This window comes from Microbacterium sp. 8M (genome assembly GCF_902506375.1).
Lineage (GTDB): Bacteria > Actinomycetota > Actinomycetes > Actinomycetales > Microbacteriaceae > Microbacterium.
On the sequence record NZ_LR733284.1, the window covers coordinates 466,327 to 482,420 of the forward strand.

Genomic DNA, 16,094 nt, shown 5'->3' on the forward strand with positions numbered 1-16,094 from the left:
TGCGAAGGAGCAGCATCATGAGCGACCCCGACATCAAGAAGGGCCTCGCGGGCGTCGTCGTCGACACGACGGCGATCTCGAAGGTCAACCCCGAGACGAACAGCCTGCTCTACCGCGGTTACCCGGTGCAGGAGCTCGCGGCGACCCAGCCCTTCGAGGCCGTCGCCTACCTGCTCTGGAACGGCGAGCTGCCCACCGCGGAGCAGCTGGCCGAGCTGCGCGCCACCGAACGGCAGCACCGAGCGCTCGCCGAGAATGTCAAGGCCGCGATCGACCTCGTGCCCGTCGAGGCGCACCCGATGGACGAGATCCGCACGGCGGTCAGCCTGGTCGGCGCCTCGGATGCGGCGGGATCCGGATCCGTCCTCGACGCGAGCGGCACGCCGGAGCAGAACCTCGAGCGCAGCATCCGCCTGTTCGCGGCGCTGCCGGCGATGGTCGCCTACGGTCAGCGCCGCCGTCGCGGCGAGGAGCTCGTACCGCCGCGCGACGACCTGGACTACTCCGCGAACTTCCTCTGGATGACGTTCGGCACCGAGCCGGATCCGGTGGTCGTCGACGCGTTCAACCGCTCCATGATCCTCTACGCGGAGCACTCCTTCAACGCCTCCACGTTCACGGCGCGCGTGATCACCTCGACCCTGAGCGACCTGTACTCGGCGGTGGTGGGCGCGATCGGGGCGCTCAAGGGACCGCTGCACGGCGGCGCCAACGAGGCCGTGCTGCACATCTTCGACGAGATCGGCGAGGCGTCGAACGTGAACGCGTGGCTGGACACCGCGCTCGCGGAGAAGCGCAAGATCATGGGCTTCGGGCACCGGGTGTACAAGAACGGCGACTCGCGGGTGCCCACCATGAAGGCCGCGTTGGACACGCTCGTGGAGCACTACGACCGCCCCGACGTCGAGGAGCTCTACACGACGCTCGCCGACGAGTTCGTGGCGCGCAAGGGGATCCACCCCAACCTCGACTACCCGTCGGGGCCGGCGTACAACCTCATCGGCTTCGACACGCTGACCTTCACGCCGCTGTTCGTGGCCTCGCGCGTCACGGGCTGGACCGCGCACGTCATGGAGCAGGCCGCATCCAACGCGCTGATCCGCCCGCTGTCCGCGTACGACGGGCCCGCCGAGCGCCACGTCCAGGTCTGACGGTCCGAGCCGAAACCGAGACCCTGCGGGGTCGCCCCGTTTCGCGTCTCGGCCGGCGACGTGATCCACCCTTGCTCAGGTCGCACTTTCGGCTCCAAAACCCGGGATCTTGGCGCCGAAAATGCGACCTGAACGGGAAGGATCCGACAACGGGCGATCCGGCGACGACCGGCCGGTCAGCGGCTGAGCCAGCGGCGCAGCGAGCGCGTCACGAAGGGGAGCACCCAGTAGGTCATGATCGGGGTGAGCACGACGGTGGTCGCGAGCACCCGCAGCCAGATCGGCAGGCCGTTCCAGCCCGGCACGGGGCTCATCAGGTAGGTGAAGACGAGGTTCACGGGGAAGAACCCCAGCCAGATCGACACGGCCTGCTTCCAGCGCGGCGGCGACGGCGCCACCATGACCGTGGTCGTGCCGGTCGTCGTCGGCAGGGAGATCGTCTCGGTGGACGGCTCGTCGAACCATCCCTCGATGCCCGTGCGGCGACGCACGTGGGCGCTGCGCACGAAGGGTTCGCCCATCGACAGCCACCAGGCGCGCTCGCTCGACGCCTCCCACGCGTCGAGCGCCTGCTCATCGGCGAAGCGGTAGAGCATGTGCCAGTGATGCGAGTCCTCGCCGTCGCGCACCCAGCCGGATCCGAGGAAGCCCGGGTGAGCGCTGGCGAGGTTCACCCCGGTCTGCACCCAGGCCGTGGCCTCGGCGATGCGGGTGGGGTCGACCTCGCGGCGGATCGACACGGTGATGGGCGCGGATGACGGCGTACCGGACATGGGTGGGTCCTTCGGGGGAATTGCGTGCTTGTGGCGTCCCCGAGTGTACGCACCCCGTGTTTCCCGGATGTTGCCGACCGGTCGCCCCGTCCCTCGCCCGGTTCGCCCCGTCCCGTCCCGCCCCGTCCCGGTTAGGTCGCAGTTCCCGGTTCGGCCGCAGTCCCCGGTTCAGTCGCCCTTCCCGGTTCAGGTCGCAATTTCTGCTCCAAAACCGGGATCTTGGCGCAGAAACTGCGACCTGAACGGCAGGAGGGCGGTCAGAAGCGCTCGGCGAGCCAGGCGGTCTGCCGCAGCCACTGGGCGAAGCCGCCGCCCTCGTGCCCGTTGAACTCGTAGACCTCGATCGTCGCGTCGTCGGTCGCGAGGTGGTTGTATGCGGCGAAGACGCTCGACGGCAGCACGATGTCGTCCATGAGCCCCACCGAGAAGAGTGCAGGTTGCAGGATCCGGCGGGCGAAGTTCACGCCGTCGAAGTACGACAGCGTCTGGAAGACCTGCTCGACGCGGTCGCGGTGCACCGAGAGGTAGCGCTCGATCTCGCGGAACGGATGCTCCGGGGTCAGCAGCACCGACCGGCGGAAGTCGCACAGGAACGGCACGTCGGGCATGACGGCGGCGACGCCGGGGTGCAGGGCCGCGGCGGCGAGGCTGATGCCGCCGCCCTGACTGCCGCCGGTCACCGCGATCCGCGCGGGGTCGGCGAAGGCGAAGCCCTGCACGGCGTCGACGAGCAGCACCGCGTCGGTGAACACCCGGCGGTAGTAGTAGTCCTCGGGGCGCGCGATGCCGCGGGTCATGAAGCCGGGCGTCGCTCCGTCCGATCCGTGCGGATCCGGCGTGGCGCCTCCCGACCCCCAGCCGGCGCCCTGGCCGCGCGTGTCCATGAGCACGTGCGCGTAGCCCGAGGCCGCCCACTGCAGGCGCTCGCCGGGGATGCCGCGGCCTCCGCCGTAGCCGAGGTACTCGACGACGACCGGCAGACGCCCCTCGCGGCGCGGCCGGGTGACCCAGCCGCGGACCCGCTCCCCGCCGAACCCGGAGAACTCGAGATCCTCGACGATGAGCTCGCCGATCGGGGTCGATGCCGGGGAGAGCGCGGGAGCGGCGGCGAGCCCGCGGGATGCGGCCAGCGTGTCGCGCCAGAACGCATCGAAGTCGGCGGGGTCGGCGATCTCGGGGCGGTAGGCGCGGAGGTCGGCGAGGGGGAGGTCGGTCAGCGGCATGCCCGACAGCCTAGGGTCGATCCGCGCCGAGGAGCCGGAGCGACGGGGTCGCCGCGGCGGCGGCCTGCCGGGCGGCGCCGAGCGCCACGTACTCGCCGGGCTCGGGCACCTCGACCGGCACGCCGAGGATCTCCGGCGCGATCCGCCGCACCGCCTCGGACTGCGCGCCTCCGCCGATGAGCAGCGCGCGCTCCAGCGGGATCCCCAGGCCGCGGAGGGCGTCGAGCCCCGCGCCGAGTCCGCGCAGCATCCCCTCGACGGCGGCGCGGGCGAGGTTCGCGCGCGTGGTCGAGGCGAGCGTCATGCCGGTCAGCGACGCGGTGGCGTCGGGGAGGTTCGGGGTGCGCTCGCCCTCGAAGTACGGCAGCAGGGTGAGCCCGTCGGCGCCGGACGGTGCCTGCAGGGCGAGGTCGCTGAGCTCGTCGTGCCCGACCGCCAGCAGGGCCGCGGTGACGTCCAGCACACGGGCCGCGTTCAGCGTGGCGACGAGCGGCAGGAAGTTCCCCGTGGCGTCCGCGAAGCCCGCGACCGTGCCGGAGGGATCCGCGATCGGGGTGCGGCTGACCGCGCACACGGTGCCGGAGGTGCCGATCGACACGACCACGTCGCCGGGCTGCGCGCCCAGGCCGAGCGCGGCGGCGGCGTTGTCCCCGGCCCCCGGCGCGACCCGGCGCCCGGCCGCATCCGCGACCCACTCGGCCGGGCCGAGCACCCGCGGCAGCACGGCGTCGTGGCCGAGCGCGGCGACCAGCAGGGCGCGGTCGTAGGCGCCGTCGACGGGGCTCCAGTAGCCGGTGCCGCTCGCATCGGAGCGGTCGGTGACGAGCTCCTCCAGCACGGGGCCGAGCGGCGACGCCCCGGTCGGTCCGTAGCCGCGCAGCCGCCAGGTGAGCCAGTCGTGCGGCAGCGCGACGGCGGCCACGCGACTGGCGTTGTCCGGCTCGGCGTCGCGCAGCCAGCGCAGCTTCGTGATGGTGAACGACGCGACCGGAACGAGGCCCGTGCGGGCGGCGAGATCCTGAGCGCCGAACTCGGCGATGAGGTCGTCCGCAGCCCCGGCCGAGCGGGTGTCGTTCCACAGCAGCGCATCGCGGATGACGGATCCCGACGCGTCGAGGGCGACCAGACCGTGCTGCTGGCCGCCGATCGACCACGCCGCCACATCGTCCAGACCGCCCGCGTCGGCGATCGCCGCGTTGAGTGCCTGCCACCACGCCTCCGGGTCGACCGCCGTGCCGACCGGATGCGCCGCCCGTCCGGTGCGGACGACGGATCCGGTCGCCGTGTCGACGACGACGACCTTGCATGACTGCGTGGACGAGTCCACGCCCAGCACGAGCGGCATGTCGCCTTCCTTTCGCTTCGGTGGGATGTGTCGGCGCCCCTCCGCAGCGTCGAGGCCCCCTCAGCGATGCGCAGCTGAGACGGGGCCTCGACGCTCGGAGGGGGCGCCGGCGATAACGGTGGACTCAGCGGGCGCCGAGCAGGTGCTCGGTGGCCAGCTGCTGCAGGCGCACGAAGCCGAAGCCCTTGCCGCCGAAGTAGGCGTTCGCGTCGAAGTCCTCGTACGCCGAGCGGTCGGCGAGGAAGTCGTCGTAGCTCTCGCCCTGCGCGAGGGTCGGGGTGGACAGCTCGTCGACGCGGGCGGCCGCCAGCGCCTCCTGCACCTCGGGGTCCGCGCGGAAGGCCGCGGCGCGCTCCTTGAGCAGCAGGTAGGTGCGCATGTTCGCGCTCGCCGAGTCCCAGACGCCGTTCTCGTCCTCGGTGCGGGAGGGCTTGTAGTCGAAGTGGCGCGGGCCGTCGTAGGCGGGGACGCCGCCGGGGCCGCCGTTCTCGAGCAGGTCGACGAGCGCGAACGCGTTGTGCAGGTCGCCGTGACCGAACACCAGATCCTGGTCGTACTTGATGCCGCGCTGGCCGTTCAGGTCGATGTGGAAGAGCTTGCCGTGGTACAGCGCCTGCGCGATGCCGGCGGCGAAGTTGAGCCCGGCCATCTGCTCGTGGCCGACCTCGGGGTTCAGGCCGACGAGCTCGGGGCGCTCGAGCGAGTCGATGAACGCGAGCGCGTGCCCGAGGGTCGGCAGCAGGATGTCGCCGCGGGGCTCGTTCGGCTTCGGCTCGATCGCGAAGCGGATGTCGTAGCCCTTGTCGGTGACGTAGTCGCCGAGCAGGTTCACCGCCTCGCGGTAGCGCTCCAGTGCCGCGCGGATGTCCTTCGCGGAGTCGTACTCGGCGCCTTCGCGGCCGCCCCACATGACGAAGGTCTTGGCGCCCAGCTCTGCGCCGAGGTCGAGCTGACGCAGCACCTTGCGCAGCGCGTAGCGACGCACGGCCCGGTCGTTCGAGGTGAAGCCGCCGTCCTTGAAGACGGGCGCGCTGAACAGGTTCGTGGTGACCATGGGCACGACGAGGCCGGTGTCGGCCAGCGCGTCCTTGAGGCGGTCGATCTGGGTCTGCCGCGCGGCCTCGGTGGATCCGAACGCGAACAGGTCGTCGTCGTGGAAGGTCAGGCCGTAAGCGCCCAGCTCGGCGAGCTTCTCGACGACGTGCACCACGTCGAGCGCCGGCCGGGTCGGTCCGCCGAACGGGTCGGCGCCGTTGTATCCGACGGTCCAGAGTCCGAACGAGAACTTGTCCTCGTGCGTGGGGGTGAGTGCCATGATGATCCGCCTTCAGCGTCCTCGATGAAAAGTTGTAGATGAGAACATATCAGAGGATCCGGTCACCCGCAACGCGCTCCCGCAACTCCTGCAACGCGCTCCTGCAACGCGCTCCCGCAACCCGTCCGACCGCGAGACTGCATCTGTGCGACGAGACTGCGGTCGGCTGTTGCAGTCTCGTCGCGTCGTTGCAGTCTCGCGGCCTGTGGAGGCGGGGCCGGACGGTCGGCGAAGGCGGGAGCGGGACCGGGCGAAGCGTCAGCGCGCAGGGGTGGCGGTCGAGCCGCGCACGATGAGCTCGGCCGGCATCCGCACCTGCTCGTTCGGCTCGCCGCCGAGCATCGCCAGCAGCAGGCGCACCGCCTCGGCGCCCATGGCGGCGAGAGGCTGGCGCACCGTGGTGAGCTGCGGCGTGTGCGCGGTCGCCTCTGGCACATCGTCGAAGCCCACCACGGACAGGTCCTCCGGGACGCGCAGCCCGCGCTCCCCGGCGACGCGGATCATCTCCATGGCGGACAGGTCGTTGGCGGCGAACACCGCGGTGGGCGCATCGGGCAGCTCGAGAAGGGCGTGTGCGCCTGCCGTCGTGGCGGCGGCGCGATAGCCGCCGTCGACGATGAGGGTCGGATCCACGGGGATCCCCGCCGCCTCGAGGGCGCGTCGGTAGCCGTGTTCGCGCTGGTGCGCCGAGGCGAGGTCGGTGCGCCCGCGCACATGCGCGATCCGGCGGTGCCCCAGCGCGATGAGGTGCTCGGTCGCCGCGAACCCGCCCTCCTCGTTGCGCACGCTGACCGTCGCCGGGCCCTCGTCCGTGCCTGCGGACGGGTCGATGGCCACGAACGGCACCGGGGTCTCGGTCGGCATCGTGGTCGGGGTGACCAGGATGGCGCCGTCGATGAGCGTGCCGCCGAGCCGGGACAGCGAGCGACGCTCCCATCCGAGGTGCTCTCCCGCGGAGACGCTGCCCGCGTACGCGAGCACGTCGAACCGGGTGCCGTGCAGTGCGGAGGAGACGCCCTGGAGCAGTTGGACGGCGAAGGGCTCGAACTCCGCGACCAGCACGCCGATGACGTCCGTCCGGCGCCGTCGCATGGACGTCGCCACGAGCGAGCTCTCATAGCCCAGGCGCGCGACGACCTCCTGCACGTGCTCCAGCGTCGCGGGGGAGACGCCGTCGCGGCCGTTGATCGCCTTCGAGACGGTCGCCACCGAGACGCCCGCGGCCTGGGCGACGTCGTGAATGGTGATGCGTCGGCTCATGGATCCCAACTTACCGATGGAAAACGTTATCGATATCGTTTGACATGCGCCGGATCCCGGTGTCAGAGTAGGTCCACGGCACATTCGCTGTAGCTGACAACAAATTGTCGGCCGCGGTGCTGGAACTCGACGATGAGGAGAAACACAGCATGAAGATCCGCAAGGTGCTGACCGCCGCCGTGGCGCTCGCGGCCGTGGGGGCGATCACCCTCACCGGCTGCTCCGGAGGCTCCGGCAGCGGCAACGAGGGCGGTAAGCAGACGCTGACCCTGTGGCAGAACTCGACCACGGGCGACGGCAAGAAGTTCTGGACGGACGCGGCCGAGGCGTTCCACAAGGCCAACCCCGACGTGACGATCAAGGTCACCTCGATCCAGAACGAGGACATGGACGGCAAGCTGCAGACCGCCGTCAACTCGGGTGACATGCCCGACATCTTCATGGCGCGCGGCGGAAGCAAGCTCGCCGACGTCGTGGCCGCCGGCAAGGTCAAGGATCTGACGGACAAGATCGACCCCGAGGTCAAGAAGGGGGTCGGCGACGCGGCCTTCAGCGCCTTCACGGTCGACGGCAAGATCTACGGCGTTCCCACCGCGGTGCTGCCGGGTGGCATCTTCTACAGCAAGGATCTGTTCGCGCAGGCCGGCATCACCGAGACCCCGAAGACCCTGGACGACCTCGAGGCCGACATCACCAAGCTCAAGGCGGCCGGCATCGCGCCGATCGCGCTGGGGGCGAAGGACGCCTGGCCGGCGGCGCACTGGTACTACTTCTTCGCGGTGCGCGCGTGCGGCAAGGACCTCATCACCAACCTCGCCACGAAGAAGGACTTCAAGGACGGCTGCTGGCTGACCGCGGCGAACAACCTGCAGAAGTTCGCGCAGGTCGAGCCCTTCAACGAGGGCTTCCTCACCACGTCGGCCCAGCAGGGCGCCAACTCCTCGGCCGGCCTGGTCGCGAACCACAAGGCGGCGATGGAGCTCATGGGCGCGTGGGATCCGGGCGTGATCGCCAGCCTGACTCCCGACCAGAAGCCGCTCGCGGATCTGGACTGGTTCCCGTTCCCGGAGGTCTCCGGCGGCAAGGGCGAGGCCGGCGCGATGATGGGCGGCCTCGACGGCTACTCGTGCTCCGAGAAGTCGCCGTCATCCTGCGAGAAGTTCCTCAACTTCGTCTCGTCAAAGGAATGGCAGGAGAAGTACGCGGTCGCCTTCCAGACCATCCCGGCCAACCAGGACGCCAAGGGCGCCGTCGACAACGCATCGCTGAAGCCCCTGATGGCGGCCTACAGCGACGCGCCGTACGTCGCGCTCTGGCTCGACACCGCCCTGGGACAGAACGTCGGCAACGCGCTGAACACCGGCGTGGTCGAGATGCTCGCAGGGCAGGGCGACCCGAAGACCCTCATCCAGAAGATCACCGACGCTGCGGCGAGGGGCTGAGTAACAGAGATGACTGGCACCCAGGCGATGGCCGGGGTCGTGCCGGAGAGCGGCCGCCGCACCGGGACGGGGACCTCCCCGGCTCCGGTGCGGCGGGCCCGCGCCGACTGGCGCAAGCGCGGGGAGATCGCGCTGCTGTCCGGACCCGCCCTGCTGATGTTCGTCGGATTCGTCATCCTCCCTGTGGTGATGGCGTCCGTCTACGGGTTCTTCAAGTGGAACGGGTTCGGCTGGCCGACGCAGTTCGTCGGCTTCGACAACTACCTCCACATGTGGCAGGACCACACGTTCCGCGATGCGGTGGCGCACAACTTCCTGATCGTCGTGCTCTCGCTCGTGCTGCAGGGGCCGATCGCGATCCTGTTCGCGCTGCTGCTGAACCAGAAGTTCCGCGGGCGTTCGCTGATCCGGGTGCTGATCTTCGTGCCCTACGTCATCTCCGAGGTCATCGTCGGAACCGGCTGGAGCCTGATGATGCAGGATGCCGGCGCCGTGAACTCGCTGCTGGGAAAGCTCGGCCTCGGGTTCCTCAAGCACTCCTGGCTCGCGGATCCGAAGCTCGCCCTGTGGACGCTGATGATCATCATCACCTGGAAGTACATCGGCTTCGCGGTCATCCTCATGCTCGCCGGGATGCAGTCGATCCCCGAGGAGCTGTACGAGGCGGCGGCCATCGACGGCGCCGGGTTCTGGAAGATCCAGTGGCACATCACGGTGCCGCTGCTCGGGCCGACGATCCGGATCTGGGCCTTCCTGTCGATCATCGGCGCGCTGCAGCTCTTCGACCTGGTCAACATCATCTGGGGCCAGTACATCGCGGCCACGGCCGGCACCTCGACGATGGCGACCTACATGTACCAGAACGGGCATCTCGCCGGCAGCTACGGCTACGGCAACGCGGTCGCCGTGATGCTGTTCCTGATCACCCTCGTCGTCGCGCTGATCTATCAGCGGTTCGTGCTGCGGCGCGACACCGAGGGCGCCCTCACGGGCGACAGCCGAAAGGGCCGCAGATGACCACCGACACCCTCCGCACCACGGCGATCGTGCAGCCGCGCGACCGCAAGGGCGCCCGCCGCTCGCCCAAGGCCCCCTGGGGCAGCCCCGGGCTGTACCTGATCGCGATCGTGCTCGTGACGATCTGCATCACGCCGGTGCTCTACATCATCATCGGCGGCTTCCGCACCAACTCGCAGATCACCAAGGATCCGTCCGGCTTCCCGGCACCGTGGCAGTTCGGCAACTACTCCGACGTGCTCGCCGGATCCGAGTTCTGGACCGCCCTGGTCAACTCGACCATCGTCGCGATCGGCACGACCCTCGGCGCGGTGCTGCTCGGCGTCATGGCGGCGTACGTGCTCGCCCGGTACGAGTTCGCCGCCAAGCCGGTCATGTACGCGCTGTTCGCGGCGGGGCTGATGTTCCCCGTCACGGTCGCGATCACCCCGCTGTACCTGCTGATCCGCAACCTCGGCCTGGTGAACAGCCTCGCCGGGATCATCGTGCCGCAGATCGCCTTCGCCCTTCCCGGCACGATCGTCATCCTCGTGCCGTTCCTGCGCGCGATCCCGAAGGAGCTCGAGGAGGCGGCGGCGATCGACGGCGCCTCCCGCCTCGGCTTCTTCTGGCGGATGGTGATCCCGCTCAGCCTGCCGGGCGTCATCACGGTCGGCATCCTCGCGTTCGTCGGGTCCTGGAACGGCTACATGCTGCCGCTGTTCATCCTCAACGACCCGAGCCTGTTCACCCTGCCGCTCGGCGTGCAGAACTTCTCCTCGCAGTACTCGGTCGACACCGCCCGCGTGCTCGCCTACACCTCGCTGTCGATGCTGCCCGCGCTCATCTTCTTCAGCCTCTTCGAACGCCGCATCGTGGGCGGCCTGACCGGCGCGGTGAAGGGCTGAGCATGACTTCGGACACGTCCCTGGAGACCGTCGCCGCGGGCGCGGAGCTGCCCGCCTTCCCGATCGCCAGTGAGCGGGTCGGCGAGCTGCTCGCCCGGATGACCCTCGAGGAGAAGGCTGCGCAGCTCGTCGGATACTGGCTCGACCAGGGCGGCGAGGTCGTGGCTCCGCTGCAGAACGAGATGGCGGCGGCGGGTCGACACGACACGCTCGCCGAGGTCACCCGCGACGGCATCGGCCACTACACCCGCGTGTACGGCACCCGGCCCGTCGAGCCGGCGGAGCGCGCGGCGTGGCTCTGGTCCGAGCAGCGGCGGCTGAAGCGCGAGACGCGGCTCGGCATCCCCGCGCTCGTGCACGAGGAGTGCCTGACCGGACTCGCCGCGTGGAAGGCCGCGACCTTCCCGACGCCGCTGGCGTGGGGCGCCTCGTTCGACCCCGAGCTGGTCGCCGAGATGGGTGCGCTCATCGGGGAGTCGATGCGCGGTCTCGGCATCCACCAGGGGCTGGCGCCGGTGCTGGACGTCGTGCGCGACCCGCGCTGGGGGCGCGTCGACGAGTGCATCGGCGAGGATCCGTATCTCGTCGGCACCATCGGCACCGCGTACGTCCAAGGCCTGCAGTCGGCAGGGGTGCACGCCACCCTGAAGCACTTCCTCGGGTACTCCGGCTCGGGCGCCGGCCGCAACCACGCTCCGGTGCACGCCGGGCCGCGCGAGGTGGCCGACGTGTTCCTGCCGCCGTTCGAGATGGCGATCCGCGACGGCGGCGTGCGCAGTGTAATGAACAGCTACGCCGAGATCGACGGCGTGCCCGTGGCGTCGGATCCCGCGCTGCTCACCGATCTGCTCCGGGAGCGGCTCGGCTTCGACGGGGTCGTCGTCGCCGACTACTTCGCCGTGGCCTTCCTCGAGGTCATGCACGCCGTCGCCGCCGACCGGGGCGAAGCCGCCGCGCTCGCGCTGCGCGCCGGGATCGACGTCGAGCTGCCGTCGGGCGACGCCTACCTCGAACCGCTTCTGGAGCGGGTGCGCGGCGGCGCGCTCGCCGAGGCGTACCTCGACCGCGCCGTGATCCGCGTGCTGACGCAGAAGGAGCAGCTCGGGCTCCTCGATCCCGGCGCCTTCGACGGCGAGCCCCCCGCGGAGATCGACCTCGATACGCCTCGGCACCGAGACGTCGCCCGTCGCCTGGCGGCGGAGTCGCTCGTCCTGCTGTCGAACGACGGCGTACTGCCCCTGGCGGCATCCGCGCGGCGCATCGCGCTGATCGGTCCGAACGCCGACCGCTCCGACGCCCTGCAGGGCTGCTACTCCTTCGCGAACCACGTGCTCGCGCACCACCCCGAGTTCGAGACGGGCATCGCCATCCCGACGGTGCGTGAGGCGCTCGCCGCCGCCGTGCCCGAGGCGGAGCTCGTGCACGTGCGCGGCGCCGACGTCGAGGGCGGCGACACCTCGGGCTTCGCCGAGGCGGAGCGCGCCGCCGCGGACGCCGATGTCGCGATCGTCGTGGTCGGCGACCAGGCCGGTCTCTTCGGCCGGGGCACCGTGGGCGAGGGCAACGACGCGGAGTCCCTCGACCTCCCCGGCGTGCAGCGCGAGCTGGTCGAGCGCGTCGTGGCGACGGGAACGCCGGTCGTCATGGTCGTGCTCTCCGGCCGGCCCTACGCCATCGGCTGGGCGCTCGACGACGGCGCGGCGCGCCCCGGCGCCGTGCTGCAGGCCTTCTTCCCCGGCGAGGAGGGCGGCACCGCGATCGCCGACGTGATCACCGGTGCGGTCTCGCCGTCCGGACGGCTGCCGCTGAGCCTGCCGAGGTCCTCGGGGGCGCAGCCGTACAGCTATCTGCATCCGATCCTCGGCGGTCCGTCCGAGGTGACCTCGGCGGATCCGACGCCGCTGCGGCCGTTTGGGTTCGGGCTGTCGTACACGAGCTTCGCCTACGAGGAGTTCGCGGTCTCGGTCGAGGCCCGCACCGACGGCGCCTTCACGGCGACCGTGACCGTCGCGAACACCGGGGCGCGGCGCGGCGCCGAGGTGGTGCAGCTGTACGGACGTGACGTCGTCGCGAGCGTCACCCGCCCGGTGGCGCAGCTGCTCGGCTACGCCCGCGTGGAGCTCGACCCCGGTGAGCGTCGCACGGTGCGCTTCGACGTGCCGGCTGCGCGGTTCGCGTTCAGCGACCGCACCCTGACCCGGGTCGTCGAGTCCGGCGAGGTGCGCGTCTGGGCGGCGGCGCACGCCGAGGTCTCGGCGCCCGCCCCGGGGACAGAGAGCGCCGAGGCCGGCGATGTCACCGGAGGCGCGATCTCCAACGAGCGGACGCAGGCGCGCCGGGTGCTCCCCGGCGCGGCCACGGCTCCGCAGCCGGTGCGGCTGATCGGCGACGTGCACGAGGTCGGCGCGGCGGACGCCCGGCAGGTGGCGGTGTCGATCGCGTGATCCAGGCTGCGAACCCGATCCTTCCCGGCTGCCATCCGGATCCGTCGATCTGCCGGGTGGGCGAGTGGTACTACCTGGTCACCTCGACCTTCGAGTACCTGCCGGGTCTGCCGGTGCTGCGCTCGCGGGATCTGGTGCGCTGGGAGACCGTCGGGCACGTGATCGACCGCCCCGGGATGCTGGACTTCGACGGGATCGGATCCTCCGGCGGCCTCTACGCGCCGACGATCCGGCACGGGCGGGGACTGTTCTGGGTCGCCTGCACGCTCGTCGACCGGGAGGATCCGTCCCGAGGCGGGAACTTCCTCGTGACGGCGACCGACCCGGCGGGGCCGTGGAGCGATCCCGTGATGCTCGACGCCGTCGGCATCGATCCGTCGATCGCCTTCGACGACGAGGGGCGCGTCTGGGTGCACGGCACCCGCCTCGCCGCCGAGCCCGAGTGGCACGACCAGACCGAGGTCTGGGTGCGCGAGTACTCGCCGGAGCAGCGGGCCCTCATCGGTGACGAACACGTGATCTGGCGCGGCGCCGTGCGCGGCGCGGTGTGGGCCGAGGGTCCGCACCTGTACCGGGTCGACGACGGCTGGCTGCTGCTCGCGGCCGAGGGCGGCACCGAGTTCCACCACGCGGTGAGCGTGGCGCGCGCCGACGAGATCACCGGCCCGTACGTCGGCAACCGGGCGAACCCGGTGTTCACGCACCGCCATCTGGGGCGGAGAAGCCCCGTGATCGGCGCCGGCCACGCCGACCTGGTGCAGGCGCCGGACGGATCCTGGTCCGCCGTGATGCTCGCGATGCGCGCGGCGGACGGCCGGCACTACCCGCTCGGCCGGGAGACCTTCCTCTGCCCGGTGGTGTGGGAGGACGGCTGGCCCGTGTTCGCGCCGGGGGAGGGGAGGCTGCCCGCGACGGTGCCGACCCCCTGGGCGACCGATCCCGCGCCGCCCGGATCCTGGCAGCCCGACGACCGCGTGGCGGGGGTCGTCTCCCCGTCCGATCCCCGGTGGACGGCTCTGCGCGTGCTGCCCGGGGAGGTCGCGGTGGCGGAGGGCGATGTGTGGCGGATGCCTGTGCGCGCGGAGACCCTGCACGACGCGTCGTCGCCGGCGTTCCTCGGGGTGCGCCAGCAGCACGCGGACGTCGACGTGCGCTGCGTGCTGGACGTGCGCGGTCTCGCCGAGGGCGAGAGCGCGGGCCTCGTGCTGCGGCAGTCGGAGCAGGACCACGTCGCGGTCGCCGTCACCCGCACGCCGGACGGACTGCGTCTCTCGTCCGACCGCTGCCACGGCGGGGAGACGGAGCGACGGGACGTCGGTGCGCTGCCCGAGGCGGACGAGGTGGAGCTGGCACTGCGGGGCCGCGGGTTCGACTACGCGCTGCGCAGCGGAGACGTCGAGGTGATCGGCGCCGACGGGCGCGAGCTGGACGCCTCGTCGACGGGCGGGTTCCTCGGACTGTGGATCGGGGTCTGCGCGACGAGCGCGGGCGCGGAGCCGCGGGGCGAGGTGCGCGTCACGCGATTCGAGTACGCGCCTGCGCGCGCGGGGAGCGGTGATCGATAGCCTGGAGTCCCACCGCGTGCAGGAAGCGAGACGACGCATGAACCAACGCGCCACGACCGTCGAAGGGGTGCGGCGCACCAATCTCGCCGAGGTCCTGCGCCTCGTGCACCACGCAGGTCCGCGGTCGCGCGCCGTCATCACCGGGGAGACCGGGCTGAACCGCTCCACCGTGTCCGATCTGGTCGGGCGTCTGGTGGAGGCGGGGCTCGTCGAGGAGCACGAGCCCGACCCGACGCGGCGGGTCGGGCGTCCGTCGCCGGTCGTCGTGCCGAGCCCCGATGTGGTCGCGATCGGCGTCAACCCCGAGATCGACGCCGTCGAGATCGGCGCGGTCTCGCTGGGCGGTGCGGTGCGGGAGCGCGTGCGGATCCCGGTCGAGCAGCCGGAGGTCGCAGACGTCGTCGAGATCGTCGCCGGCGTCGTGGGCGGGTGGCGCGACGGTGCGCTGCGCGAGTGCCGCCTCGAGGGCGTCGGCGTCGCCGTGCCCGGCCTCGTGCGCGCGTCGGACGGCCTGGTGCGGTTCGCCCCGCACCTGCTGTGGCGCGACGCCGACATCGCGGGGCCGCTCCGCGCCGCTCTGGGCGTGGCCGTCGTCGTGGGCAACGACGCCTCGTTCGGTGCCCGTGCCGAGCGGCTGTTCGGGGCGGCCAGGGAGCACGAGGACGTGGTGTATCTGAACGGCGGCGCGAGCGGCATCGGCGGCGGCCTCATCCTGCACGGCACGCTCATCGGCGGTGTCGGCGGCTACGCGGGGGAGTGGGGCCAGACCGCCGCGAGCGTCGCGGACGCGGCGGACCGGCGCGCGGAGGGCGGCGTGCTGGAGGACGAGGTGAACCGTGCGCGCCTCGTGCAGGCCACGGGTCTCGGCGCACCGGACGACGAGGAGCTGCGGGCGACGCTGGCCGGCTCCGGCGCGACGGCGGCGGCCGCCGAGGTCGCGCGGCAGCGCCGCATCCTCACCGCCACGCTCGGCAACGCGGTGAACGTGCTCAACCCAGCGATGATCGTGCTGGGCGGCTTCCTCGCGATCCTGCGGGACCTGGATCCGGAGGCCTTCGACGACGAGGTGCGGCGTCGCGCGCTCGCCCCATCGGCCGAGGGTCTGCAGATCTCCGCCGCCGCTCTCGGCGCGGACCGGCTGCTGATCGGCGCCGCGGACGCGGCCTTCGAGCGGCTGCTCGCGGATCCGCTCGGCTGAGTCGGGCCCGCGTCGCGGGCACTAGCGTGGAGAACGTGGATCTCGCACAGGCGCATCAGTTCGTACAGCAATGGGTCGATGCCTGGAATGCTCACGACCTCGACGCGGTGCTCTCGCACTTCGCCGACGACGCGGAGTTCTCCTCGCCGATCGCCGCTCAGCTGCTCCCCGAGAGCGGCGGCATCCTGCGCGGCAAGGAAGCGATCCGCGCCTACTGGGCGGTCGGTCTCGAGCGCATTCCGGATCTGCGGTTCGAGGTCGTCGACGTGTACGCCGGGGTCGGCGTCATCGTCATCCACTACCGCAATCACGTCGGCGGGCTGGTCGCCGAGGTCCTGCATCTCGGCGAGGACGGGCTCGTCCGTCGCGGCGCCGGGACGTACCGCGCGACGGACGCGGCCGCCGACAGCGGCGTGCAGAGCGCCTGAGGGGGACGGTCCAGCACCCGTCATCCAGGGTGTCCGGCCGAGGAAG

The 16,094-nt window shown here is 71.4% G+C and carries 13 protein-coding genes; 8 read left to right on the plus strand and 5 right to left on the minus strand.

Features of this window, described 5'->3' with window-relative positions:
* The first annotated feature begins 17 nt into the window (after nucleotides 1-17).
* Entirely contained in the window at nucleotides 18-1,151 is a 1,134-nt protein-coding gene (locus AERO9AM_RS02175) for a bifunctional 2-methylcitrate synthase/citrate synthase (protein ID WP_159574690.1), read from the plus strand.
* Nucleotides 1,152-1,327: 176 nt separating this feature from the next.
* Here the strand turns inward: AERO9AM_RS02175 and AERO9AM_RS02180 are convergent, their stop codons facing one another.
* The 5 genes from AERO9AM_RS02180 to AERO9AM_RS02200 all read right to left on the minus strand — a co-directional run bounded on the left by AERO9AM_RS02180 (nucleotide 1,328) and on the right by AERO9AM_RS02200 (nucleotide 7,067).
* Nucleotides 1,328-1,924: an antibiotic biosynthesis monooxygenase gene (locus tag AERO9AM_RS02180; protein ID WP_159574691.1), complete on the minus strand. Its 597-nt coding sequence runs from the start codon at nucleotides 1,922-1,924 to the stop codon at nucleotides 1,328-1,330.
* A 257-nt stretch (nucleotides 1,925-2,181) separates the two neighbouring features.
* Nucleotides 2,182-3,147, minus strand: coding sequence for an acetylxylan esterase (locus AERO9AM_RS02185; protein ID WP_159574692.1), 966 nt, complete (start codon nucleotides 3,145-3,147; stop codon nucleotides 2,182-2,184).
* A 10-nt stretch (nucleotides 3,148-3,157) separates the two neighbouring features.
* The gene (gene xylB / locus AERO9AM_RS02190; RefSeq protein ID WP_201298559.1) at nucleotides 3,158-4,492 is read right to left on the minus strand and encodes a xylulokinase; all 1,335 of its coding nucleotides are present in this window, start codon (nucleotides 4,490-4,492) and stop codon (nucleotides 3,158-3,160) included.
* A gap of 124 nt (nucleotides 4,493-4,616) precedes the next feature.
* A complete protein-coding gene (xylA, locus tag AERO9AM_RS02195; protein ID WP_159574693.1) occupies nucleotides 4,617-5,807 on the minus strand; it encodes a xylose isomerase in 1,191 nt (396 codons plus the stop codon).
* A gap of 258 nt (nucleotides 5,808-6,065) precedes the next feature.
* Nucleotides 6,066-7,067 carry a LacI family DNA-binding transcriptional regulator gene (locus AERO9AM_RS02200; RefSeq protein WP_159574694.1) on the minus strand — a complete coding sequence of 334 codons (1,002 nt, stop codon included), beginning with the start codon at nucleotides 7,065-7,067 and terminating at the stop codon, nucleotides 6,066-6,068.
* A 149-nt stretch (nucleotides 7,068-7,216) separates the two neighbouring features.
* Here AERO9AM_RS02200 and AERO9AM_RS02205 point away from each other — a divergent pair, with 149 nt between their 5' ends.
* The 7 genes from AERO9AM_RS02205 to AERO9AM_RS02235 are packed head-to-tail and all read left to right on the plus strand — an operon-like array spanning nucleotide 7,217 to nucleotide 16,048.
* Nucleotides 7,217-8,509, plus strand: coding sequence for an extracellular solute-binding protein (locus AERO9AM_RS02205; RefSeq protein ID WP_159574695.1), 1,293 nt, complete (start codon nucleotides 7,217-7,219; stop codon nucleotides 8,507-8,509).
* Between the two features lie 27 nt (nucleotides 8,510-8,536).
* The gene (locus tag AERO9AM_RS02210) at nucleotides 8,537-9,526 is read left to right on the plus strand and encodes a carbohydrate ABC transporter permease (RefSeq protein WP_236602673.1); all 990 of its coding nucleotides are present in this window, start codon (nucleotides 8,537-8,539) and stop codon (nucleotides 9,524-9,526) included.
* Nucleotides 9,523-10,413 carry a carbohydrate ABC transporter permease gene (locus AERO9AM_RS02215; RefSeq protein WP_159574697.1) on the plus strand — a complete coding sequence of 297 codons (891 nt, stop codon included), beginning with the start codon at nucleotides 9,523-9,525 and terminating at the stop codon, nucleotides 10,411-10,413. The genes AERO9AM_RS02210 and AERO9AM_RS02215 overlap by 4 nt, the downstream gene beginning before the upstream one ends.
* A 2-nt stretch (nucleotides 10,414-10,415) precedes the next feature.
* Nucleotides 10,416-12,857, plus strand: a complete 2,442-nt coding sequence (locus tag AERO9AM_RS02220) for a glycoside hydrolase family 3 N-terminal domain-containing protein (RefSeq protein ID WP_201298560.1) — start codon at nucleotides 10,416-10,418, stop codon at nucleotides 12,855-12,857.
* Nucleotides 12,854-14,422 (plus strand): glycoside hydrolase family 43 protein, encoded by a 1,569-nt coding sequence (locus AERO9AM_RS02225; RefSeq protein WP_159574698.1) that lies wholly within the window; start codon nucleotides 12,854-12,856, stop codon nucleotides 14,420-14,422. The genes AERO9AM_RS02220 and AERO9AM_RS02225 overlap by 4 nt, the downstream gene beginning before the upstream one ends.
* 37 nt (nucleotides 14,423-14,459) lie before the next feature.
* Nucleotides 14,460-15,620, plus strand: coding sequence for an ROK family transcriptional regulator (locus AERO9AM_RS02230; RefSeq protein WP_159574699.1), 1,161 nt, complete (start codon nucleotides 14,460-14,462; stop codon nucleotides 15,618-15,620).
* 35 nt (nucleotides 15,621-15,655) lie between these two features.
* Entirely contained in the window at nucleotides 15,656-16,048 is a 393-nt protein-coding gene (locus AERO9AM_RS02235; RefSeq protein WP_159574700.1) for a nuclear transport factor 2 family protein, read from the plus strand.
* Nucleotides 16,049-16,094: the final 46 nt, after the last annotated feature.